Origin of the sequence: Bacteroides mucinivorans (assembly GCF_034654355.2) — a bacterium.
Taxonomy (GTDB): domain Bacteria; phylum Bacteroidota; class Bacteroidia; order Bacteroidales; family Bacteroidaceae; genus Bacteroides; species Bacteroides nordii.
Window position 1 is genome coordinate 4,618,679 of the sequence record NZ_CP178179.1, and the last position, 25,117, is coordinate 4,643,795.

Here is a 25,117-nt window from a genome sequence, read left to right on the forward strand (position 1 = left end):
AGAAATATGAGAAATTTAATGATTACTTGCTTTATTGTTCTAACAGCTAACAATATACAAGCACAAGACAAACATCTGAAACTATGGTATGATCGCCCTGCTACCCAATGGGTGGAGGCTCTGCCATTAGGAAACGGACGGATCGGAGCCATGGTTTATGGTGACGTGTTACACGAAGAGTTTCAATTGAATGAAGAGAGTATATGGGGAGGCTCTCCTTACAACAATGTCAATCCAAAAGCGAAGGAAGCTCTGCCTCGAATTCGTCAATTGATATTCGAAGGTCGAAATAAAGAAGCACAAGAAATGTGTGGACATGCTATCTGTTCACAAACAGCCAATGGAATGCCTTACCAAACTGTAGGTTCATTACATCTTGATTTTGAAGGAGTTAATAATTATTCCGATTATTACCGTGAACTCGACATAGAGAAAGCAATAGTCACTACGAGATTTACCTCTGAAGGAGTAACTTATACCCGAGAGGCTTTCACTTCTTTTCCCGATCAACTACTTATTATTCGCCTGACAGCTTCCCAAAAAAGAAAAATCTCTTTTACAGCACGATACAATACTCCGTATGGCAAGGATATAATACGAAATGTATCTTCCCGAAAAGAACTTCAGTTGCATGGAAAAGCCAATGACCACGAGGGTATTGAAGGAAAAGTACGTTTTAGTACTTTAACACGAGTCGAACATAACGGTGGATACACAGAGACTATTGCCGACACTCTGTTACGAATAAGTAATGCCAACAGCGTAACATTGTATGTATCTATAGGAACAAATTTTATAAATTACAACGATGTATCCGGCAATGCTTTAAAAACAGCACAGAATTATTTGAAAAATGCTGGAAAGAATTATCAAAAAGCCAAAGAAACTCATTGCTCTACTTACAGAAAATGGTTCAACCGTGTTTCACTTGACTTAGGTAGCAATGCACAATCTTTTAAACCGACTGATGTACGAGTGCGGGAGTTTACTTCCACATTTGATCCTCAGCTGGCAGCTCTTTATTTTCAATTCGGGCGCTATCTTCTGATATGTAGCTCCCAGCCCGGCGGACAAGCTGCTAACCTTCAAGGTATCTGGAACTATCAATTACGTGCTCCGTGGGATGGAAAATATACTACCGATATCAATGTGGAAATGAACTATTGGCCGGCAGAATCCACTAACTTACCAGAAATGCACGAACCCTTCCTGCAACTCATAAAAGAAGTAGCCGAAAAAGGTAAACAGAGTGCCGCCATGTATGGTTGCCGTGGATGGACACTTCACCATAACACAGATATCTGGCGATCAACTGGTTCGGTAGACGGCCCGGGATATGGCATCTGGCCTACTTGTAATAGTTGGTTCTGCCAACATTTATGGGACCACTATCTGTTCTCCGGCAATCGCGATTATCTCACAGAAATATATCCTCTCATGCGTAGTGCTTGTGAATTCTATCTTGATTTCTTAATACGTGACCCCAAAAACAACTGGTTAGTAGTATCTCCTTCCTACTCTCCGGAGAATCGTCCAGTAGTGAACGGTAAACGTGATTTTACAATAGTGGCCGGAGCCACTATGGATAATCAGATGGTAAACGACCTCTTCCGTAATACTCTGGAAGCAGCTTCTCTGATAGGTGAATCTTCAGCTTTTATAGATAGCCTGCAAACCGTAATCCAAAATCTGGCTCCCATGCAAGTAGGACGCTGGGGGCAATTACAAGAATGGATGGAAGATTGGGATAATCCTCAAGATCGCCATCGTCATACTTCACATCTATGGGGATTATACCCGGGACGTCAGATTACTCCTCGCACACCTATCCTCTTCGAAGCTGCTAAACGTACGCTTGAAGGACGTGGAGATCATTCCACTGGCTGGTCTATGGGATGGAAAGTCTGTTTTTGGGCAAGACTCCTCGACGGAAATCATGCCTACAAACTAATTACCGAACAACTTCATCCTACTACTGACGAGAAAGGACAAAACGGAGGAACTTACCCTAATCTTTTTGATGCCCATCCTCCTTTCCAAATTGATGGGAACTTCGGTTGTACAGCCGGTATATCCGAAATGTTTGTACAAAGCCATGCAGGTAGTGTGCACCTGCTACCCGCATTACCCGATGTATGGAAAAAAGGAAGTATAACAGGGCTTCGCTGCCGTGGCGGATTCACAATAGATGAATTGAACTGGGAGGATAACCAATTGCAATCCGTTCGAATCACTTCATCTATAGGAGGAACACTGCGTATCTGCACGACTACTCCATTAATATTCAACGGAGAAAAGCTTGAGGTGACTCAAACTCCGGAATGTGATAATCCACTGTTGAAAAGTCAGCCAATACGCCGTCCGCTAATTGCAGTCAATGCTCCAATCAATACAACCACATTGAATAAAAACTATATATATGATATAAAAACAGTAGCCGGGAAAAGCTACCTATTAAGAAAAGCAAAATAATAAAGTAGATTATAAGGATAACTGCGGACAAGCCAACCATATAAAAAATCAACTCATCTTTGTGTGACAATAAAACAAGCATTACAGTTATAACTTGAATTCACTCTTTTCTGTGAGTTGTTTTTACAAACACTTCTCATCCTCCGTTTTTTTGATATGAATATCAAAAACGGAGGATAAGATAACCTCTGATTTAGTCCTATTTACAACCAATCCGCAACTACCCAATAGATCCGTCTGCTACTTCATTTCTCAACATACAAGTCAGCCAAACAAAATATTATATCCTCTTCTTTGCCCTAATCCCATAATATTTGTACATTGCGACGACTAAAAACCTCAAAGACCCAATTATTATGGAAATGAATAAAGAAAATTTCGAAAAACTACTCAACCAGATCAAAGCATCCGGAAAGCCTGCTACCGAATGGTTTGGCAAATATACACACGATATATTAATGCATCCCGATAATTGGTGGGAAGCTCTTGCTGTATGTGAATATGCATTAGATAGTAAAGAAAATGAGAAACAAATAGCCGAATTCTTTCACCACATATTTCAGGCCTATGATTGTAATGTAGAGGCAGACCTGAACGACGAAGAATACGCATTCTGGTGGGAAAAGGTACAGGAAACTTGTGACCGTGTAGGTGAGTTTGCAGGTGTAGGACTTGTGCAGAAAGGCTCGCAATATGCCGAAGCACGTTATGGCCTGCGCGATACCAGTAAGTTAGTAGCTTATTACGAAAAAGCTGCTGATATGGGAGACGAGAATGCACAAGCCACTTTTGCCTTTTGGAAATATATGGGTTATTACTGCGAAGCGGACAAAGCTGAAGGTGAACGCCGTTTTGCCACTCTTACCACTCCCGAAGGACTGCATTGGAAGAAATTCTACGAAGCTTGCATCGAGAATTGTGCCGGACATGAAGAAAAAGCATGGGAACTCCGCCAAGAGTTACTGAAGGAACTGCCTGAAGGAGATAAAATGCGTGCCAATATATATGCTATTATTGGCGATGAACTTGATAATGACGAAACAAAAGTTGCCGAGCAAGCTGAGTACTATAAAAAAGCATTAGCTGTAGTACCTAATTTCTATGTTCAGAAAAATCTGGGTACACTCTATTTTAGGAATCCGGAATTAGGAAAAACACAGGAACAAGCTTTCGAGTTATGGGAGGGTGCATGGAAAGCCGGCGTATGGTCAGCAGCCAACTTTTTGGGATATTACTATCAGGAAGAGCCCTGGTTAGATATCCCAAAAGCTATTGAATGGCTGGAAAAAGGAATGCTTTATTGTGAACCGTATTGTGCATATGAACTTGCATTAATCTACCTCTATAATGATGAGTATCAGGATATAGAACGTGGATTATACTGTCTCGAACGATGTGTGGAAGATAATTACATACAGGGAATTGAAAGTCTCGCCATGGTTTACTTTAATGGAGAACTGGTGGAAGAGGATATCGAACGTGCTCACGAACTATTACTGAAAGCTACCGAACTGAATTCCGGAAGTGCTGCATACCGCATCGGATGGATGTATGAACGTGGTATCCTCTCAGAAAATCCTGACTATGAAAAAGCTCTGGAATATTATGAAAAGTCCGCTGCATTGGAAAACAATGATGGATATTGCAGGGCCGCTCTCTATCTGGCAAACGGTTATGCCGGAATAACAGATAAAGCTAAATCCAAAGAGTATTATGAAAAAGCAGCAGCACAAGGTTCTCCTTATGCACTTGTGGAATTAGGTTTCCTCCAGGAGAATGAACAGAACTATGAACAGGCATTCGAATTATTCAATAAAGCTGCCGAACAGGAATATCCTTATGGCATGTACCGTGTGGGCTACTACCTGAGTGAAGGAATAAAAGGTGACGCCCAACCCGAAGAGGGGGCAGCCTGGTACCTCAAAGCTGCCGAAGCCGGTGATACAGATGCTATGTTTGCTATAGGGCGTTGTTATAAAAACGGATATGGTGTGGAAGAAGATCCCGACAAAGCACTCGCCTGGTATCAGAAAGGAGAAGAAAAAGAAGAGCCCCGCTGTATCACAGAACTGGGATTAGCATATGAAAACGGTTACGGTGTAGAAGAAAACCCGCATAAAGCAGTGGAATACATGACCAAAGCCGCCGGACTAAACTATGGGTATGCCCAGTTCAAAATGGGCGATTATTATTTCTATGGTTACGGTCCCTGCCTGGAAGATAACAAACAAGCAGTAGAATGGTACGAAAAAGCAATTGCCAACGGCAATGCACTTGCTATGCTCCGTCTAGGAGAATATTACCTTTACGATTATGACAAGCTAAATGAAAGTGAAAAAGCATTCACCTATTTCAAGCAGGCGGCAGAACAGGAATTCTATAATGAAGGAATGGGTATTTGCTATGAAATGGGCATCGGAGTAGAAGAAAACGAAACGGAGGCCTTCAAGTACTACACCCTTGCCGCAAACAATGGTAATACAATGAGTATGTATCGTACCGGCCTCTGCCATTATAATGGTGTAGGTGTTAAACAAAACCTTCAGGAAGCCTTCCGTTGGTTCAATGACGCCGCCGGAAATGAAAACATTCATGCCTGTTACTATGTAGGTAAAATGCTAATGTATGGCGAAGGATGTACTCCCAATGCAGAAAACGGCTTGCAATGGTTGCAGAAGGCAGCAGAAGCCGGTAGTGACAAAGCCCAGTTTGAGTTGGGAAATGCTTACCTGAGTGGAAATGGTGTAGAAGAGAACGATGAGATCGCCATGGAATGGTTTGAAAAAGCCGCTGAGAACGGAAACGAAAAAGCATTAAAAATAACAGGAAGAAGAAAAAGATGATGAGATTTATGAAGTATGACTTGACTTATAAATCCCATAAATCCTAAAAATCATGGAGAACGAAAATAATAATCTATTCCAGGTCAATCTAAAGGGGATGATTGCCCTGCTATCGGAACATATCTATAGTAACCCCAACACATTTGTCCGCGAACTGCTTCAAAACTGCGTAGATGCTATCACCGCCCTGCACAATATTGACGAAAATTATTCCGGACGTATTGATGTATATCTCAATGACGACGGCTCATTAACTTTCCAGGACAACGGTATCGGACTGAAAGAAGAAGAGGTATACCGCTTTCTGACCGTTATCGGTGAAAGCTCCAAACGAGAGACTCCCGATGCCGACGATTACATTGGTCGTTTTGGTATCGGTTTGCTATCATGTTTCGTAGTAACCAATGAGATTACAGTAGAAAGTCGTTCGGCAATGGGCAAACAAGCCGTTCGCTGGTGTGGAAAAGTAGATGGGACCTATCAGACAACCCTTCCCGCTGAGGAATGGCCTATCGGTTCACGTGTCATTCTGATCCCGAAAAAAGAATGGAGCCATCTCTTTGAGTACGAAACTTTCAAAAAGATTCTTCAAAACTACGGAGAAGTACTGCCCCACCCTATTTATCTGCATAATCAAGGTAAAGAAGAGTTGGTAAACACCCCTGCTCCCGTCTGGCTGGATCCCAAAGCCACTCGTAAAGAACTTCTTGATCACGGAACCAAAGTATTTCAGTCATCTGCTCTCGACGTCTTCCACATTCATACAGAAAATGGTAAAGTGAACGGAGTACTCTATATACTTCCGTTTCGTACCCAGTTCTCTGTACGCAACTCCCATAAAGTCTATTTAAAACGTATGCTGTTGAGCGAAGATGATTGTAACCTATTACCTCCCTGGGCTTTCTTTATCCGTTGCCTCATCAATGCCGACGGCCTGTTGTCTACCGCTTCAAGAGAGTCTTTTGTCAGTAATGACCAGCTAAAAGATGCACGTAAAGAGATAGGCAACGCCATTAAAGAATATCTGAAAGGACTGATAGAAAACAACCGGGAAATGTTCAACAAGATTCTCGACGTACACTACTTTCATATTAAAGCAATTGCAGCGGAAGACAATGAACTTCTCCGGCTATTTATAGACTACCTACCGTTTGAAACAAGCAAAGGAATGCGCAACTTCGGAAATATTCGTTCTACGGACAACGTTATCCGTTACACCCGTAATCTTGAAGATTTTCGTCAGGTTCGTCGTATTGCAGGTTCGCAAGGTTGGTTGGTCATCAATGCGGCCTATACCTTTGACGAGACATTGCTGAAGAAATCGGCCCGTCTCTTCCCCGAACTGACTCTGGAAGAAGTCTCTCCCGCCCGTTTGCTCGAACAGTTCGCAGAAGTAGAGGCCAGTGCAGAACATATCGATTTTGAAAAGAAAGCCAGCGAGTTATTGAAGCCCTTCGGATGCATCTGCCGTTTAAAGCACTTCACTCCGGCCGATACTCCTGTTATCTTCGTTGCCGAAGAGAAAGAAACCGGTACAAAAGCGGCTAATAATCCGCTGGCAGCCGTATTAGGTGCTATTAACGCGCAAAAACAAACTCCTCCGACGCTGACATTCAATGCCGACAATGAAATGGTACAAACGTTACTGAAAATCAAAGGAGACAACAAACTGTTTCAGCATATCATACATATACTTTACGTACAGGCATTGTTACAAGGCCGCTATCCGGTAAATAGCGAAGAGATGACCCTCTTCAACCATTCACTCAGTGAGCTTATGACTACTAAAATGAATGACTTTATAAACTTCCTAAATTGAGAAAGCATTATGAAATACACCCTCGAAATACAAAAAAGATTACTACAAGTAGAAAATGGTAACCTGTCTCCTCACGAGAAAGTCCTTTTATTGAAAGAAGCTATCCGCATAGCCGATGAGAATGATGATCCACAGTGGGCAGTAGAGATGCGTCTGGACTTGATTTACGAACTGAATCTGCTCTCTCAGGCCGAAGAAGAGATAGCCGTATTCTCCCGTATACTGGACGATTACGAAAACAATAAAGATCTTATCTCTGAAAATGATATCCTTTGGAAATATAAGTGGATATGCGGAGCAGCTTTCGACATACCTGAGGTATCCCAATCACAGATAGATGCTATACTCGAAGATTTTAAAATCCGCACGTTGCGCAACGGATATTCGGCCCGTGCGTACTATCACCTGTTATTCCTGCACTACAACAGAATGCGGCAGTATGATCTGGCTAAAGAATATGCAGACAAAATGCTAAGCGAAAAGTTAGATGATATGATGTGCGAAGCTTGTGAACTGAATCTCCTGTTAGATTACTATCTGGAAACCGGACAATTTGATGAAGCCTATCATCGTGCACAACCGCTTATCAATAAACAAGTCACTTGTTACGAAGCTAATTTAAGAGCATTTCTGAAACTCGCTTATTATGCACAGAAAGCCGGAAAACCAGAAATAGCTTCCGATATGTGTGCCCGTGCAGAAGAGGCATTGGCAGGGCGCGAAAAAGACGAATACCTGCTACTTTACATCGGACAATTTATTACCTATAACTTCATGGTCAATCCGCAACGTGGCTGGGAGTATGCCGAACGTTGTATTCCCTGGAGTCTGAGAACAAGTAAATACAAGAAGTACCGTTTTGGTTGTGACATGACCGAAGCCCTGAAATATGAATCACGCCCGGAAGTAAAGCTGGAGTTACCGGAAGAATTCCCGCTTTATAATGATAGTGGGATATATAATGTAGAAGAATTGCGTACTTATTTCTATAACCAGGCAAAAGAGCTGGCACAACAATATGACGCACGCAATGGGAATAAAGGACATATGGAAAGGTTAGAATATTAATTTAATAATGTGGCAATATGCCAATTGGTATATCGGCATATTGCCACATTATTCACTAAGTAATCGTTCAAAATTATATGATACTATTATTGAAACGCAGAAATTCGCAGATTCACGCAAAGAATATCATCGCTCAAGTATAGCGCAGCTATTTAATCTGCGATCATTTGCGTTTTAATAAAATGCTGCCATAGTATGAATAAAATTTGAAGTAGTACTTATCAATTATTCACCTCATTGTACCCTTTCAAAACTTCACTATCTGATTCTTTCAGAAATTCCTTTACCAATTGCATCCCAAAGCAATTATTAACAACAGTATTCTTCACCTGTTCCAATTCAATTACCGACTGTCCGGGAAGAGATTTCTTTGAACGAACATCGTTCAACATAACCCCGTCACACAGTCTGAATCGAAATGAAGGACCCTTCTTTACTGTAAAATCCACATTATAGAAACGAAGATTCGTAGCCATCTCCGCCTCAAACCCTTCTTCCGCTTCCATATTTATATTCGAGAATGATAGTTCATCTATCGGCATTTCTTCAATACCCTTCACATATCCTACCCGTTTGATACCCGAACCCGTAATATTGCTCAAATGTATATTACGGAATACGGGAGTACGTTCGCTTACAGGTTCCGGCTTGGAATGTTTATCATAAAACAGATCAAAGATAAACGCATTACGCGAAATATTCTTCATCACAATATTGTCTACCCTGATATCTTCTACCACTCCACCACGTCCACGCGAAGCTTTCAAACGGATTCCGGCATCTGTTCCGTCAAAAATACAATTCGATATCACGACCTTTTTCACTCCACCGGACATCTCACTGCCGATAACAACCCCGCCATGCCCGGAGAGCATAATACAGTTGGTAATAGTCAGATTTTCACAAGGTCTTCCGTACTTACGTCCATCTGCATCGCGTCCCGATTTAATGGTAATACAATCATCTCCCACACTAATAAAACAATCAGAGATACGTACATTGCTGCAAGAGGTAGGATTGATACCGTCCGTATTGGGGCCTTTTGGGTTTGCCGAAGGATTTTTGATAGTCACCCCGTGTACTGTGATATTATCACAAAATGCGGGGTTGATAGTCCAGAAAGGAGAATTAATAATTTTCACATTCTCAATCACAATATTAGTACATTCAAAAAACTGGATGAAAGGAGGACGAAACATACGTCGTTCCAATGACGGCTTATAATACTCGGAAACCTCCAGGTCTTTATTAGCATCCACCCACATTTGTTGTAACTTTGTCAGAGAAGGCAGTTTACCGCCATTTTCTTTCAGTGTTTTCTTCGTATCACTTTCCCACGACCACCATTTGAATCCGTTCCCATCGAGCGTCCCTCTCCCGGTAATGGTGAGATTATCTGCACCGTCAGCATAAATCAAAGGAGACAGGGTATTCATCACCGTACCTTCCCAACGAATCCGTACAAACGGAAGATAATCCTCAAAATGATCGGAGAAACGAAGTGTTGCCCCCGATTCTATATTCAGTGTGATATTGCTTTTCATACGTATGGTGGCAGTAAGATATGTACCTGCCGGAAAATAGATTGTTCCACCTCCCTCTGCAGCCGCCTGCTCGATGGATTTATTAATCAAATCCGTACAAGGTTTCACACCGGTGAGGTCAGCCCCCAACTGTTTCATATCAAAAGTACGGGCGCCAGCCATGACAGTAACCCACAACAACAAGATACAAATAGATAATTGTTTCATTGACATACAAGTATTTCTTCATTGGTTTCGCACACAAAGATATGCGCTTATTTTCCCTGTAAGGAGGAATATCCGTGCAACATAGAGGAGACAAGGTGGAAAAAACGTGCAAAAGGTCGTATTTTTCGGTTAATGCGTCTCTCCACCTTCTTTATATAATACGTTTTCACTATTTTTGCTCAATTCATTTCAATCTGTAATAGTATGAAAAAGCACCTGTTATTTTTCTCGTTTCTGATAATCCTCTTCCCACTGACAGCCCAGCCACTCTGTCAGATAGAATACTTCACCGCAAATAACGGATTATCGCAGGGTGTAATCACCGCCATACTACAAGATCAGAAAGGTTTTATGTGGTTCAGTACCTGGAACGGACTGGATAAGTTCGACGGTTACAGCTTCAGGAATTACAAAGCATTTCCGGGAGACGGCTGTATGCTAACCAACAATCGTATCGTCTTTATCACCGAAAGTAAATACGGTAATATCTGGTGCCAGACTTATGATGGGCACATTTTTTTGTTCGATACCAAAGAAGAAAAGTTTATTGACGTATTGCAATCTATTGAGGAAGAAACCAAACATATAAACCTCGTCAAACAATTTTACGTATTATCTAAGGGGGTAACCTGGGTGGTGTGTGACAAGGGATTCAATTTTAGAATAGTAGAAGAGGAACTCTATAAAGAAAAAAGCAACAAAGCAGTGACACTTTACAGTCCTTTCAATCAGGGATTGAAAGGAGAAAACGTTTTCAGCATCTATCAGGATGCCGACGGAGACGAATGGATACTGACCGATAAGGGGGTATCCGTGGTTGGTAGAAAAAAAGCAGACAGTGATTTTCCATTCAACTTTATTAAGGAGGTAAACGGACGGATATATCTGGCCTCTACATCAGGTAAATTGGCTGTCTATGATTCTAAAACGGAAAAAGTGAAGTTTACGGATATCCCCTATTCCCTGCAAACAGTATACGCCCTGACTCCTATCGGAGCCAATACGCTTGCACTTGCCACAGATAACGGACTGATTCTGTTTGATACTCAAGAGAAACAGTTCAGCCAGATCAATCTACAAACACCCACACAACCCTCCAACACTGCACTGTCCGTTTATAAAGACCATACAGGAGAACTTTGGATATTCTCAATAACTCCGGGCATTATACGCATCAATCCCGCTAACGGTGAAAAACAACATCTCGCTACTCCACCGAATGAAGTCGTAAAACACGGACGTGCCAATCGTAATGTTCTTTTCGAGGACCGGGCAGGAGTACTATGGCTCATTCCATACAAGGGAAACTTCAGTTATTACGACCGGAAGACCCAACAACTGAAACCGTTTTATACCGCTCCAGGCGATTCACAATCTGCTTTTACTCCGAACATTCGTTACTACCATGCCGACCGGCAAGGAAACCTCTGGTTTGCCGACACACGGGGGGTGGAACGCATGTCCTTTTTCCCACATTCCTACCAACAAAGCCCCATCGACTTTGGAACAGAAATCCGGTCTTTCCTGTTAGACAGCCGAAAGCGCCTTTGGGTTGCATCGAAAAACAATCACATTCGCGTCTATTCTCCCGAAGGAGAACTACTGGGCTTCGTTTCTCCACAGGGAATTATCAGTCCCAACAAAGTACCATTCTTCAGTAGCGCCTATTGTATGATAGAAGACAAAGACGGAATCATCTGGATCGGAACCAAAGAGGAAGGATTGTTCCGCCTGAAAGCAACCTCCGGAGAACGCTTCACCGTACAACAATTTGTTCATCAACAAGAAGATAAATACAGTTTGAGTAATAACAGTATCTACTCAGTTTATCAGGATAGCCGGGGACGCATCTGGATCGGATGTTTCGGAGGAGGTATCAATCTGCTGACAGAATCACAGAGTGGCGAAATCCGTTTTATCCATAGTAACAATGAACTGAAAAACTTCCCCGGAAGCCATTTTATGAAAGTACGCTGCATCACCGAAGCTCCGGGAGGCATTATCATGGCAGGAACGACCGAAGGATTACTCACTTTCTCTAACAACTTCGAGCAGCCGGAAGAAATTAAATTCTACCGGAACGTACGGATACCGGGTACAGCTACCAGTCTGGGAAGTAATGATGTGATGAATATATACACCGATAGCCGAAAGACAACCTATATAGCAACCTTCACCGGAGGGGTCAGCAAAGCACTTTCTTCCAATCTACTCAGTGACAACATTGAGTTCAAGACTTATACCATCAGAGACGGGCTGGCATCGGACCTTGTACTTTCTATGATAGAAGATCAACAAAAAAATCTTTGGATTGTCTCTGAAAATGCTTTGTCAAGATTCAATCCGGAGCAAGAAACCTTTGAAAATTATGGAAGTAACTTCCTTCAACAAGAGTTCAACTTCTCGGAAGGTGTTCCTGTAACCAATGTCCGGCAGCAACTGGTATTCGGTTCAGACAAAGGTATCATCGAAATACATCCACAGGAAATAAAGAAAAACGATTATGTCCCTTCCATCGTTTTCACCGGTTTGAAAATACAAGGCAGTCAGTCACCTACCGGCATTGACGATCTGGAAGAACTACTCCTGACACCCTCGCAGAGGAATGTTACCTTTCAGTTTGCAGCACTCGATTATGTAGCTCCTCAAGAGATACACTACGCCTATCGGCTGGAAGGGTTGGAGACGGAATGGAATGATGCCGACAAAAACCGTTCGGCAAGTTACATCAATCTGCCGGCAGGAGAATACCGCCTGCAAGTACGTTCTACCAATAGTGACGGCGTATGGGTAAACAATGTACGTACATTAAGCGTAAAAGTATTGCCTACCTTCTGGGAAACTCCCTGGGCGTGGGTACTCTACATTGTGTTATTCATCGCATTTACCAGTACCATTGTTTACATTCTTTTTTATATCTACCGCCTGCGCCATCAGGTAGATATCGAGCAACAACTTTCGGATATCAAACTCCGGTTCTTCACCGATATATCGCATGAACTACGTACGCCTCTCACCCTCATAGCCAGTCCGGTAACGGAAGTTCTGGAAAACGAACCACTCTCACCAACAGCACGGGGACACCTTACACTCGTACATAAAAACACAGAACGCATGCTCCGTCTGGTCAATCAGATACTGGACTTCCGTAAGATACAGAACAAGAAGATGAAATTACTGGTAGAAGAGAGTGACCTCATCCCGCTTTTACAGAAAGTCATGGAGAGCTTCCGGCTGATTGCCGAAGAAAAACAAATTAAGTACCGAATGGATACCCATATTGAAGAATTGCATATGTGGGTAGACCGTGATAAATTTGAAAAGATATTCTTCAACCTGCTATCTAACGCTTTTAAATATACGCCTGCCGGAAAGTCTGTCATCGTCCGCGTCATTGCAGATAAAGAAAATGTAACCCTGTCCGTAGTAGACGAAGGAATTGGTATTGATCCCAACAAACAAAAATCACTGTTTCAACGATTCGAGACATTGGCACGCTACAACATACTACAGCCCTCATCGGGCATCGGACTATCCTTAGTCAGAGAACTGGTCGAACTGCATCACGGAACAATCGAAGTAGACAGTCAGCCGGATAAAGGAAGCCGGTTCAGTGTAAAGCTACCTCTACGTCGCGAAATATTCGAACAAGATCCTCAGGTAGAATTCATCCTTGAAGACAGTAATTTTTCAACTCCATGCGAAGCGTTACCGGAGCAGCCCACAGAGCCGGAAACGGTTTCTCCGCCTGAGGGAAGTATACCGGATGACAGCGAATCTCTTTCTATCCTCATTGTAGAAGACAACCGGGAACTACGCACTTTCCTGCGGAATATCCTCATAGAAAAATACACCGTAATAGAAGCTACCAATGGGCAGGAAGGCTTTGAACGTGCACTGCAAACCGTACCGGATATCATCATCAGCGATGTCATGATGCCGGTTATGGACGGACTTGATATGGTAAAGAAGATAAAGGCTAACCGGGATATCTGTCATATTCCAATGATTCTATTATCTGCCAAATCATCTTTGGACGACCGCATTGCAGGACTTGAACAAGGCATTGACGACTATATAACGAAGCCATTCAGTGCCACCTATCTCAAAACCCGTATCACATCGCTGCTTCAGCAGCGGCAGTTACTACAAGAGATATACCTGAATAATCTTTCGAAAGAAAAGAGACTACCGGACAAAAACGAATTACTCCCGACACAGCCGCAAGTAACACCTTTCGACGAGCAGTTCATGCAACAGGTAATGCAGTATATAGAAGAACAGATGGATAACTCGGAACTGACCATAGATGATTTTGCTAATAAATTGTTGCTAAGCAGAACCGTATTTTACCGCAAACTGAAATCAATCGTAGGACTGACTCCGGTAGATTTCATTCGTGACATACGTATCAAGCGGGCGGCACAACTCATTGACAGTGGCGAGTTCAATGTATCGCAAGTGGCCTACATGACAGGATTCAGTGATCCGAAATACTTTAGTAAATGTTTCAAAAAACAAATGGGAGTGACTCCAACCGAATATAAGGACAAACAGAAAGTAACGGTTGCATAAGTAGAAAATGGTGGTTACACTTCGTCTGTCCCCCTTTTCTACCAGATATTCCCCCGCTATACGGCCAAAAGCGCGTACTATTGCAAAAGAATATAAACCCTATTACATAAAGTTCATTTAAAACAAAGTAACAGATTATGAAACACCCATTTACCGGCGGCCGTGCCGGAAGAACAGTGGCAATAATCATAGGTATTGGTTTTACTACCCTCCTATCTGCACAGTTGCCTTATCAGAATTCCAACCTGACTCCCGAGCAGAGAGCTACCGACCTTCTACAACGCCTTACTCTTGAAGAAAAAGCATCACTCATGCAAAATGCTTCACCCGCTATTCCCCGGTTAGGAATAAGGCCTTATGAATGGTGGAACGAAGCCCTTCACGGAGTGGCACGTGCCGGACTGGCAACTGTATTTCCGCAAACCATTGGTATGGCAGCCTCATTCAATGACTCATTATTATATAAAGTATTTAATGCTGTATCTGATGAAGCCAGAGCTAAAAACCGGGCCTTCAACGACCGGGAACAGTACAAGCGTTATCAGGGACTGACAATGTGGACGCCCAATGTCAATATCTTCCGTGATCCTCGTTGGGGACGTGGACAAGAGACGTATGGAGAAGACCCCTATCTGGCAAGCCGCATGGGGGTAGCGGTAGTGAAAGGATTGCAAGGTCCGGACACAGCCCGTTATGATAAGCTGCATGCCTGTGCCAAGCACTTTGCCGTACACTCCGGCCCTGAATGGAACCGCCACAGCTTCAATGCCGAAAATATAGCACCACGCGACTTATGGGAAACCTATCTGCCCGCATTCAAAGTACTGGTACAGGAAGCTGATGTAAAAGAGGTCATGTGTGCCTACAATCGTTTTGAAGGCGATCCTTGTTGTGGCAGTAATCGTCTACTGACACAGATACTCCGCAATGACTGGGGCTTTAAAGGTATCATTGTATCCGATTGTGGAGCCATCTCCGACTTTTTCGGGAAGAAGAAACACAATACCCATCCCGATGCTCCCCACGCCTCAGCCGATGCTGTTCTGAACGGAACGGATCTGGAATGTGGCGGCAATTACCGGACACTACCCGAAGCGGTCAAGGCAGGACTTATCAGCGAAGAACAAATAAACACCTCTGTCAAACGATTGCTGAAAGCCCGTTTCGAACTGGGTGAGATGGAAACAGACAATCACCCGTGGGCCCTCCCTTATAGTGTGGTAGATTGTCCCGAACACCGTAAGCTTGCCCTGCAAATGGCACGCGAAACGATGACTCTCCTGCAAAACAAAGACAATCTGTTGCCTCTGGATAAGAAAGTCAAAGTAGCCGTAATAGGTCCGAACGCCAACGACTCAGTAATGCAATGGGGTAATTACAACGGAGTACCTTCAAAAACAGCGACACTACTCTCGGCAATACAAGCCAAATTACCCGCTTCGCAAATCTACTATGAACAAGTATGTGGTCTGACGGACGACATCACACTCAGTAGCTTGTTCAATCAATGCAGTGATGACGGCAAACCCGGATTTTCTGCCAGTTACTGGAACAATAAGGAATTCAAAGGCACTCCCGATGCAACTGCTCAACTCTCCACTCCTTTCCGCTTTACCACCTTGGGAGCCACTGCATTTGCTCCGGGAATAGAACTAACCGGTTTTACTTCCCGCTATCATACCGTTTTCCGTCCTGTTAAGTCGGGAAGTGCCATTTTCCGTGTTCAGACCAACGGCAACATTAAAGCATCCGTGAACGGAGAAGAAGTACTGGACCAGACCAATATCAAGAACCCCGAAAACTTATATACCCTGCAAGTAGAAGCCGGCCAAAGCTATGACATCGACCTGCAATTCACACAAATAAAAGACGGTGCTTACTTCAACTTCGACTTGGTAGAAGAGACTCCCCTAAACCTGAATGCCACACTTGCCCGGTTGAAAGATGCCGACGTGGTCATTTTTGCCGGAGGCATATCACCTCTGCTCGAAGGAGAAGAGATGAAGGTATCGGCACCGGGATTCAAAGGAGGAGACCGTACAGATATTGAATTGCCCGCTGCACAACGCAATGTACTGGCTGCATTAAAAAAAGCAGGTAAGAAGATTGTATTTGTCAACTTCTCCGGTTCGGCTATGGCACTGGCCCCCGAAGCCGGGAACTGTGATGCCATTCTGCAAGCCTGGTATCCGGGACAGGCAGGTGGAACTGCAGTTGCCGATGTATTATTCGGAGACTATAACCCTGCCGGACGATTGCCAATCACCTTCTACAAACATACGGAACAGTTACCCGATTTTGAGGATTACTCTATGCAAGGACGCACTTACCGGTATATGAAAGAAACTCCTCTCTTCCCATTTGGATACGGACTAAGTTATACTACTTTCTCTTATGGTAAAGCCCAAGCAGATAAAAATCTACTGAGCAAAGGAGATAAACTGAACCTCAGCATCCCTGTTAAAAACACCGGGAAGAGAAACGGAGAAGAGATCGTGCAGGTGTATATCCGTCGCCCGGCAGACAAGGAAGGCCCGGTAAAAACACTTCGTGCTTTCAAAAGAGTAGAAATAGCCCAAGGGAAAACAGAAAATGTAATGATAGAATTGCCTTATTCGGCTTTTGAATGGTTTGATGCTACCACCAACACCATGCATCCGCTCAGTGGAGTGTATGAGATACTATACGGTAGCAGTTCCAAAGCAGAAGATTTGCATTCCTTACAGGTACGTATACAATAAAATAGCTACTACCATAAATAAAAAGCCAAACGAGGATGTGTCTGATTTTTGAAGTACACTGTATCAGCACATCCTTTTGTTTTCCACAACACCCTCAATCTCAAATTATCAAAACAGGCATTATCTTCTCTATGGGAAATACCCGAAGAACTCTCTTACTACATTCCACAAGTTACAATTCAGTCTTTATAGCATTGATTAACAAGCCATTGAAAACATGCATTCTTTGTATTACAAAAGTACGTACTTAAGTATGTGTTAAATGTACACTTTTATACCCTAAAAGTACGTACTTTATGTATACAAAAGTGTACACTTTTGCATCGACAAAAGCAGAAGTTAAAATTTCCCGTTAACAATGTTAATGAGAAACGATTCTTTTTCCCCGTTTCTTTATCCATATATAAAGCCATTTTAATGGTTTATACTTAAAAAGTCTCTTTGATACAATGGATTTTGCAACAGTTAATTTAGTAACAGTTTCTTTCCCGTATTTTTCTTCATCTGCCCTGGCAAGTTCTAAGGCCGAACATAGCAGACAATAGCCACATTTCAGATTTAAGAAAGAAAGGTCTTTCCAATCTTCCTCAGAGTCTATTTCTTCATAGTAGACTCTCAAGAAATCATAAACATTCCCGGACTTTTCCATATCTGTTTTCATCAGACAGGGACAATCATGAATATCGGAAATCCATTTCATGGCATCTGATATATAGTGGAATGTTTCTTGTCTGAGTTGTCTATCCGTTCAAACAGTTCATGCAGACACATGATGCGAACCGCTTCTTTATCTGCTATTTTACAACACTCTATTTCAGATATTTTTACTCGGAGATTCCGGATTGTTTCATCCTGTCGCTCAATACGTATCCACATCATGGCGATGACAGGCAATAACATAAAGTATAATAGAATAGCTACTATGCCAACGATGTGAAGTTCTCCCGATAAAGAAAAGCTGTGCCTCATATTGTTTGTTTTTAAAGTTAGAAATGGGCACAAAAAAAACGTGCCACACCCAATATTAGCCAACCAGAGGTACAGCAACGAACCACGATACGCCTATATACTGAATGGGCACGCATATTGTTCGTTAAACAACATACATATCCCATTTCAGTTTGAGCGTATCGTTTTGAAAGTTGCTGTTTTCTGGTTGATACCAAACTGAATACTAATAAAAAAGTGATACTTAAATTAAGTATCACTGCAAATATAGCGAAAAGAAAATATACTGCAATAATAAAGAAGTATTTATGTGAGAGTTTTGAATATACTTCACCACAGAGTCTCATGTCGTTTTTTATTAGAAATTGTGGTTCTGTGTTCCCCTGTGGTAAATTTGTAATGGATTTGTTGTAGTGAGTTCAATACATTATTTCTCAAAAGCGATCTGAATTTTGATACGGTTATCCTGAATAAGATTACTTTCATCCACATTATCTAAAAAAAAGTCGTAGCTTTGCAATAACTTAAAAAACAGAATGATATGGTACAGCCGGACAAATACATACGGTTTGATTGGGCAATAAAGAGACTCCTCCGCCAAAAAGCCAACTTTGGTGTGTTAGAAGGTTTTTTAACCGTTTTATTGGGCGAAGAGGTGAAAATCATCGAGTTACTGGAAAGCGAAAGCAATCAGCAGACCAGTGATGATAAATTCAACCGTGTAGACATCAAAGCACGTAACAGCAAGGATGAGATTATCATTGTAGAGATTCAAAACACCCGTGAGCTCTATTATCTGGAACGCATTCTCTATGGAGTAGCAAAAGCGATCACAGAACATATCTCCCTTGGCGAACGCTATTATGAGGTGAAAAAGATTTATTCCATCAGCATCTTGTACTTCGACATCGGTAAAGGAAACGATTATCTGTACCACGGTCAGAACATCTTCACTGGAGTGCATACAGGAGACCGCCTTGAGGTGACCACTAAAGAGAAAGATGCCTTAGTACATAAGCTGCCTGCCGAAGTCTTTCCGGAATACTTCCTGATTCGTGTAAATGAATTCAATAAAGTAGCCGTCACTCCTTTGGAAGAGTGGATTGAATATCTGAAAACAGGATGTATCCGTGCCGATACCAAAGCTCCCGGTCTGGAAGAGGCTCGTGAAAAACTGATCTACTACAATATGTCTAAGGAAGAACGACATGCTTATGATGAACATCTGAGTGCCATGATGATACAAAATGACGTATTGGATGGGGCAAAACTGGAAGGACTCATAGAAGGGCGTGTAGAAGGACGTGTAGAAGGACGTATGGAAGGACGTGTAGAAGGGCGTATGGAAGGGTGTATGGATATGGCACGTAATTTAAAGAAATTAGGAGTCTCTACAGCTATTATCATGGAAAGTTCCGGGTTGTCAGAGCAAGAAATAGAAAAATTATAACCAATATAAAGCTGCCTTTTTACTATAAAGAAGGCGTATACAAATAACAGGTTCTTTTATTCTTCTGATTTAAGATTTGCAAGTGCTCAACTCAATAGTTACAGACTTGAGCACTTGCGAAAGTTAAGAGCCTGTTTAAATTTTCTTCAAATAGGATTTTTCAGCTTCTTTTGAGTTTATTTCCGGTCTATTTTTCCGTTTTTAGTCGTCACATAGCCCGCTATGCTCCTCGTAAAAACGAAAAAATATCCTCAAAAATAACTCTCAAAAGAATGCTGAACAAAATTTAAACAGGCTCTAAGTTATTTATTAAATATTTTCTCAGTATTCACACTGCCGTCGCTCTTATAATGCCGAACGATAGTAATCCCCTTGACCGGAGCCTGTATTTTCAAACCTTCTACTGTGTAATATTCGGTTCTGATAATATCAGTACCTACTAATGTATCTTCAATACCTACACCCGAAGAAGACACACCGCTCAGACCTCCGTATTCATTGACAGCCTGAACTGTATATTTAGCTATCGGATCGTAATCATAGGACGTTTCTGTGGTGAAACAAATAACATTGCCATCTTTGGATATTGCATAACAAATGGCAAAAGGAACAGCCTCCCAGGTTATTTTACCATTCGTAATCTTCACTACCGGAGCTGCACAAGCTTCGGTTCTCAAAACCGGTTGCCATGCATCTTCACCGGTCAGTATGTTCTTCACTGTATATTGGGCAGCTTCTTCGGCAGTCAATACAGCTTTGGAATAACCTTCTACTTTCTTGTCACCATCCATATAATAATAGTAAGTATTGCGGTTGCTCAGGTCTACCGGATTTCCATTCTTATCCATTGTGTTGTATTCGGCCCAGAGAGCAGGAAGTCCCCCCATTGTCTGATACCAGCCGGTTGCAGGGATAGACACTTCGGCGATAGTATTGATAAAAACAGTTTTCGGATTATTATGCCAGGGACGACCCAGCCAGATGGAATAAGTAGAAGGATCACTGACACGGTCAGTAGTAATCTTATTATTCATAAATACATATCCCCACTTTGTAGATGCACCATGGCTGGGTGCTACAATGTATCCACCTGCCGGACGGACAATATTCAGAATACAATCGTCAAAGTATGCATCACCACCTCCATAAATAAAGTCGACAGCACCTTCTATGAAGCAGTTCTTCAGGTAATGGCGATGTGCATTATTCTTAGTTGAAGTAAGATAAGTATCCTGATAACTCAGAAGTCTGCATTTGTTTAAGATAATACGGTCATTGTTGGTGTACAAAGCCAATGCCTGCGGACCTCCGTTCTTTTCAACACCCCAGGAATTCTCTAAAGTAATATTCTCAAAATAACAATCGGCAGCCTGACAGACTACGGTAGCACCGTCGGCTACTCCATAAGTGGGAATCGAAGGATCTGATGTACCCCCACAAAGGCGATCATCTGAGATGATAACCTCATCGGCAGTCTGGCCAATAAAATGTAAGTACGGTTTTGAATCCGGAATATTAACGTGTCCCTTGTAAGTACCCTTCTTTATAAAAATCAGGTAAGGTTTCACTTGTCCGGCAGGCGCTGCATCGATCGCTTCCTGTACAGTAGTATAATCACCTGTACCATCTTGTGCGATAACAACATCAAAGATACGTGCCTCCGGCTGAATACGTTCCATAGTTGTGAAAGTCAGTGTGCAACCTTTGAAAACATTGCCATGTTTGTCAGTCACTGCACCTTCGGGCATAGTGAATGTATAAGTGGTATTATAATCCAGCGCACTGTAAGGAAAAACAACTGTTTTACCACTGAATGTTCCTTTCAGAACTTCACCTCCTAAAGTACAATCACCCGTACCTGCCTGGACTCTCTTGTCAAAGGTCAGAATGATAGATCCTCCGGCCGACACACCTGTATCGTTTTTCTGCGGAATGGAAGCTACCAATACCGGAGGTGTAGGATCGATGATACCGTCCTCGTCTCCCGTTACAAAAACATCTGTTATACAGGTTCCGTCAAGACCGGAAGGAGTACCTACAATAGCAGATGTCACATCGGGACGGAAACGAACATACACTTTTTCTTTTCCATCGCACTCTGAAGGTAAATTAAAATGACCCGTATACCAAGACTTCGCTGCTTCAAGGGTGATAGTTCCCAAACGAGTGTAGGTAACACCATCTACAGAATACTCGACATTCTGAACAGAAAAAGCGTTGTAGTTGCAACCCATTGTTGCCGATACTTTCACGTTGCTGTAACCCAATGTCTTAAATGATACTTCATAATAATACAATTCACTCAAAGGCAACGGGGCATTTTCGGTCACTGTATTTACACGCAACGCTTTCCAGCAGACAGCACAATACATATCGTTGTAAGGACCATTGGCGACTCCCTTCGGCAACCAGCTTGAAGTCGTTTTATCTTCTTTGTGCAAAGAGAGTAAACCGGCATTTTCCGTATCACTCTTATAGTCGGCAGGACGTTCGCTGCCCGGTTCATCCTGATACATATCCCACCCCACTATAAAGTCACAGGCACTGAACTTAGCAGTAACATTCTGATCCTGATGCATGGTAATTGTACGAACTTTAGCAGTAGAATTGTCTTCCCAGTTCAGAAAAGTAAAAATCGGATTATTTATAGCTGTCAAAGAAATCTCGGTTCCTTCTTCATACATCATTTTACCATTAATCTCAGTACCGGCCGGAGAGATTGTAACCAGATTAGTATTTGCTCCGCCTTCGAGATTCACATTCAGTGAATAAGTATTCGTTTTGCTATAATTTGCAATCAAAACAGTATTCTTCTCTATCCTGAAGTTATAAGGATTGGAATCGGATATAATAGTTCCTTCTGTATCTGCCCAATGCAGAAAATGATAACCAAAGTTCTCTGTTGCAAAAGCCGTAATAGCCGTACCTTCATCATAACGTTCGGCAATCGGGTTTAAAGTGACCTGTCCTGCATTCACATCAGAAAGTGATAGTGCGCAAGTATAAGACTCTACATCCTCTGCCTCTCCGGAAACAATACCTTCCAACAGAATGCCGGTCAAGCCAATTGTTTTGTTATTGGCCAAAGTGTAGACAGAAATTGAAATATCAAAGGCCCCTTCTTTTACCTCATATCCCTTGATGTCATAAGACAATTCAGTATAAGGAATGTCTTGTCCGCTACGCCCCAGTGTGGTGACATCAGCCAATGTGGTAACATTATCTCCGTTCGCACACCTGATAATTAAATTACCTCCGCTCGTACCAAAGCGGCAAGCCGCAAAACTGATTCTTGTCGGTGTGAAAGTGAGTCCTTTCTTAGGTATTACAGTAAACGTCACATCATCCGAACCATCTGTAGCCGCAGTACCATGTTGTTCTCCCGGTCTGATTTGAGAGAATGTCAGGTTCCCGGATGTCCCTGTGGATGGCATGGAGAGGTTGCTACCTAATTTAAAAGAGGTGGCAGAGAATATATTATCGTGAGAGACAGTAGCAGAAGTTTCATTGGCCGGACCACTTGTAAAAGGCCATACAGCTGTCAGAGTGACTTCATCTGCTCTTAACCCTATTGGGATACAGAACAAACAGCTTAAAAGAACAAAAGCTTTCAATAGGAATACTCTTTTCATGATTTTCATTTTTTAGTTAAACAAAAGTTTGATTATCAGACACAAAATTAAGTTCTTCCTATAACCCGCAGGGGGACAATTGTACGCAAATGGAGGAAAATACGACACCAATGAATAAAAAAGATCCGGACTCATCCCAAGCCCGGACCTTACACATGCAAAAGTTAGCTGATCAAGCTATTACTTTAGTTAAACACGGTTTTACTGAACCACAAACTTTTTACTTTCTATTCATTGACTTTATTCTGCTTTTCGGTAATATCACTAACCAGACTATTCATATAAACTTCAAGATTAGTGTATCCTTCTTTACTCAAAGTCTTTGCGTTACCATCAGAAGTATTATTCGGATCCAATCCGTTTTTAGTCTCCCATACATCGGGCATACCATCCCCATCCGAATCTTTCAACTCATCGGCTGTCACACCTCCGTCAGACAATGTAGGCCAGGGACTGGTTGCCCCTTCAGGCATTACGTCCGAAGGTAAATCGATCAAACCGGGAGCGTCGGCAGCACCTTCGGTCACAGTTCCGGTATAGGTGGCAGTTCCTTCCTTAGTCTCTTTTGCGATACGTTCGTCGATGATGTCTCTTTGTTTTGAACATCCGGCATACGCCAGTACCAGGTCAAATGCCTGTTTTGCAGTATGTGTGGTAATCACATCAGCATCAAGCGGGAGTGTTAGGCGAATCGTGTCACGGGTTACCGCAGTGAACAGTCCGTCATTTCTTGAATCGTCAATCTGCTCATACATACCTTTTGTCCAGTTGTCGTTGGTCACCTCATCCGTACCTTCCATCACGTTTCCGTCTACATAATATTTCCCCCATACATGCAGCATCGGGGCAAATGCCGGATAGGTAGCCACATATTCCGCAGTACGGATACCAACTCCGGCAATACGATAGCGAACCGCCTTTTTGACAGGAGTGGCAGGACCCGGTTTATAGTAGTTGTTTACAATATTCACCTTCATACCTTCGCCGCCATAGCATCCGTTGCCTGCCCAGTTATAAATCACATTGTTTCTCATATCCATGTGTTCACGTTCCTGAGTAAACGGGCGCGGGCCAAGGCGTGGCGCACGGCTCTCATGATGTGCCAGCAAGTTATGATGGTAGGAAGCGCCGGCACCACCCCAGTTACCACCATATCCGTGTTTACCTTTTCCATGACCGGCTGTACGCAGGCTCTCGGAAATGATACACCATTGAACAGTCAGATTCTCACCTCCGTATACGGAACAGCACTCATCTACCGACCAACTGATGGAACAATGATCTACAATGACATTTTTGTTTTCCATACCTCCCAGTCCATCGGGTTCACCGCCTCCTTCATTACCTACGCGAAAACGCAGATAACGGAGAATGACGTTACTGGCTTTGATCGTCACCGGATAGGTAGCAATACAGATCCCCTGTCCCGGAGCTGTCTGACCGGCAATGGTCAGATCTCCGTTAGTGATATTCAGATCACTTGTCAGGAAGATCGTTCCGGCTACGTCAAACACAATGGTTCTTGCACCACTTTGCGAGATTGCATAACGCAACGTTCCCGCCTTTGTACCGTCTTCCAAAGTGGTCACATGATACACTTTTCCTCCCCGTCCGCCAGTGGTCATCCGTCCGAATCCTTCGGCACCCGGAAAGGCACAGGGATTTCCGGTAGGTTCCGGTTCAGGCTCTGGTTCAGGGATTACTACTCCTGTAGGAGGATTAAAAAACTGTTCTGTTTCGGAGCATCCTCCCAATAGGAACGGGAGGAATGCACACAAGTATATAAAATTCATTTTATTCATAACGTATCTGTTATTT

Annotated in this window: 12 protein-coding genes; 7 read left to right on the forward strand and 5 right to left on the reverse strand. The window is 42.7% G+C overall.

What is annotated here, in order from left to right:
• Positions 1 to 6 precede the first annotated feature (6 nt).
• The 4 genes from VCM39_RS17780 to VCM39_RS17795 all read left to right on the forward strand — a co-directional run bounded on the left by VCM39_RS17780 (position 7) and on the right by VCM39_RS17795 (position 8,202).
• On the forward strand, positions 7 to 2,472 hold the full coding sequence (locus VCM39_RS17780) for a glycoside hydrolase family 95 protein (RefSeq protein WP_322932798.1): 2,466 nt from the start codon (positions 7 to 9) through the stop codon (positions 2,470 to 2,472).
• A 356-nt stretch (positions 2,473 to 2,828) separates the two neighbouring features.
• The gene (locus VCM39_RS17785; protein WP_322932799.1) at positions 2,829 to 5,315 is read left to right on the forward strand and encodes an SEL1-like repeat protein; all 2,487 of its coding nucleotides are present in this window, start codon (positions 2,829 to 2,831) and stop codon (positions 5,313 to 5,315) included.
• A gap of 52 nt (positions 5,316 to 5,367) precedes the next feature.
• Positions 5,368 to 7,134 (forward strand): HSP90 family protein, encoded by a 1,767-nt coding sequence (locus VCM39_RS17790; protein ID WP_221649267.1) that lies wholly within the window; start codon positions 5,368 to 5,370, stop codon positions 7,132 to 7,134.
• Between the two features lie 9 nt (positions 7,135 to 7,143).
• Positions 7,144 to 8,202: a hypothetical protein gene (locus tag VCM39_RS17795; protein WP_221649266.1), complete on the forward strand. Its 1,059-nt coding sequence runs from the start codon at positions 7,144 to 7,146 to the stop codon at positions 8,200 to 8,202.
• A 221-nt stretch (positions 8,203 to 8,423) separates the two neighbouring features.
• Here VCM39_RS17795 and VCM39_RS17800 read toward each other — a convergent pair whose 3' ends face one another.
• Positions 8,424 to 9,953, reverse strand: a complete 1,530-nt coding sequence (locus VCM39_RS17800) for a glycoside hydrolase family 28 protein (RefSeq protein WP_221649265.1) — start codon at positions 9,951 to 9,953, stop codon at positions 8,424 to 8,426.
• Between the two features lie 204 nt (positions 9,954 to 10,157).
• Between VCM39_RS17800 and VCM39_RS17805 the strand changes: the two genes are divergently transcribed.
• A complete protein-coding gene (locus VCM39_RS17805) occupies positions 10,158 to 14,528 on the forward strand; it encodes a two-component regulator propeller domain-containing protein (RefSeq protein WP_322932800.1) in 4,371 nt (1,456 codons plus the stop codon).
• A gap of 137 nt (positions 14,529 to 14,665) precedes the next feature.
• Positions 14,666 to 17,269 carry a xylan 1,4-beta-xylosidase gene (xyl3A, locus tag VCM39_RS17810; RefSeq protein ID WP_322932801.1) on the forward strand — a complete coding sequence of 868 codons (2,604 nt, stop codon included), beginning with the start codon at positions 14,666 to 14,668 and terminating at the stop codon, positions 17,267 to 17,269.
• A gap of 361 nt (positions 17,270 to 17,630) precedes the next feature.
• Here the strand turns inward: xyl3A and VCM39_RS17815 are convergent, their stop codons facing one another.
• Together VCM39_RS17815 and VCM39_RS17820 are read right to left on the reverse strand one after the other, a co-directional pair.
• Positions 17,631 to 17,969, reverse strand: a complete 339-nt coding sequence (locus VCM39_RS17815) for a hypothetical protein (RefSeq protein WP_322932802.1) — start codon at positions 17,967 to 17,969, stop codon at positions 17,631 to 17,633.
• Entirely contained in the window at positions 17,966 to 18,238 is a 273-nt protein-coding gene (locus VCM39_RS17820; RefSeq protein WP_221649261.1) for a hypothetical protein, read from the reverse strand. The genes VCM39_RS17815 and VCM39_RS17820 overlap by 4 nt, the downstream gene beginning before the upstream one ends.
• A 520-nt stretch (positions 18,239 to 18,758) precedes the next feature.
• Between VCM39_RS17820 and VCM39_RS17825 the strand changes: the two genes are divergently transcribed.
• On the forward strand, positions 18,759 to 19,667 hold the full coding sequence (locus VCM39_RS17825) for an Rpn family recombination-promoting nuclease/putative transposase (protein ID WP_221649260.1): 909 nt from the start codon (positions 18,759 to 18,761) through the stop codon (positions 19,665 to 19,667).
• A 302-nt stretch (positions 19,668 to 19,969) separates the two neighbouring features.
• Here VCM39_RS17825 and VCM39_RS17830 read toward each other — a convergent pair whose 3' ends face one another.
• Both VCM39_RS17830 and VCM39_RS17835 read right to left on the reverse strand, forming a co-directional pair.
• A complete protein-coding gene (locus tag VCM39_RS17830; protein WP_322932803.1) occupies positions 19,970 to 23,299 on the reverse strand; it encodes a pectinesterase family protein in 3,330 nt (1,109 codons plus the stop codon).
• A 227-nt stretch (positions 23,300 to 23,526) separates the two neighbouring features.
• The gene (locus VCM39_RS17835) at positions 23,527 to 25,101 is read right to left on the reverse strand and encodes a hypothetical protein (protein WP_322932804.1); all 1,575 of its coding nucleotides are present in this window, start codon (positions 25,099 to 25,101) and stop codon (positions 23,527 to 23,529) included.
• Positions 25,102 to 25,117: the final 16 nt, after the last annotated feature.

Excerpts from the sequence above, each read along its gene's own strand:
- VCM39_RS17780 (WP_322932798.1), top strand. The coding sequence starts at position 7 with ATGAGAAATTTAATGATTACTTGCTTTATTGTTCTAACAGCTAACAAT.
- VCM39_RS17785 (WP_322932799.1), top strand. The coding sequence starts at position 2,829 with ATGGAAATGAATAAAGAAAATTTCGAAAAACTACTCAACCAGATCAAA.
- VCM39_RS17790 (WP_221649267.1), top strand. The coding sequence starts at position 5,368 with ATGGAGAACGAAAATAATAATCTATTCCAGGTCAATCTAAAGGGGATG.
- VCM39_RS17795 (WP_221649266.1), top strand. The coding sequence starts at position 7,144 with ATGAAATACACCCTCGAAATACAAAAAAGATTACTACAAGTAGAAAAT.
- VCM39_RS17800 (WP_221649265.1), bottom strand. The coding sequence starts at position 9,953 with ATGAAACAATTATCTATTTGTATCTTGTTGTTGTGGGTTACTGTCATG.
- VCM39_RS17805 (WP_322932800.1), top strand. The coding sequence starts at position 10,158 with ATGAAAAAGCACCTGTTATTTTTCTCGTTTCTGATAATCCTCTTCCCA.
- xyl3A (WP_322932801.1), top strand. The coding sequence starts at position 14,666 with ATGAAACACCCATTTACCGGCGGCCGTGCCGGAAGAACAGTGGCAATA.
- VCM39_RS17815 (WP_322932802.1), bottom strand. The coding sequence starts at position 17,969 with ATGAAATGGATTTCCGATATTCATGATTGTCCCTGTCTGATGAAAACA.
- VCM39_RS17820 (WP_221649261.1), bottom strand. The coding sequence starts at position 18,238 with ATGAGGCACAGCTTTTCTTTATCGGGAGAACTTCACATCGTTGGCATA.
- VCM39_RS17825 (WP_221649260.1), top strand. The coding sequence starts at position 18,759 with ATGGTACAGCCGGACAAATACATACGGTTTGATTGGGCAATAAAGAGA.
- VCM39_RS17830 (WP_322932803.1), bottom strand. The coding sequence starts at position 23,299 with ATGAAAAGAGTATTCCTATTGAAAGCTTTTGTTCTTTTAAGCTGTTTG.
- VCM39_RS17835 (WP_322932804.1), bottom strand. The coding sequence starts at position 25,101 with ATGAATAAAATGAATTTTATATACTTGTGTGCATTCCTCCCGTTCCTA.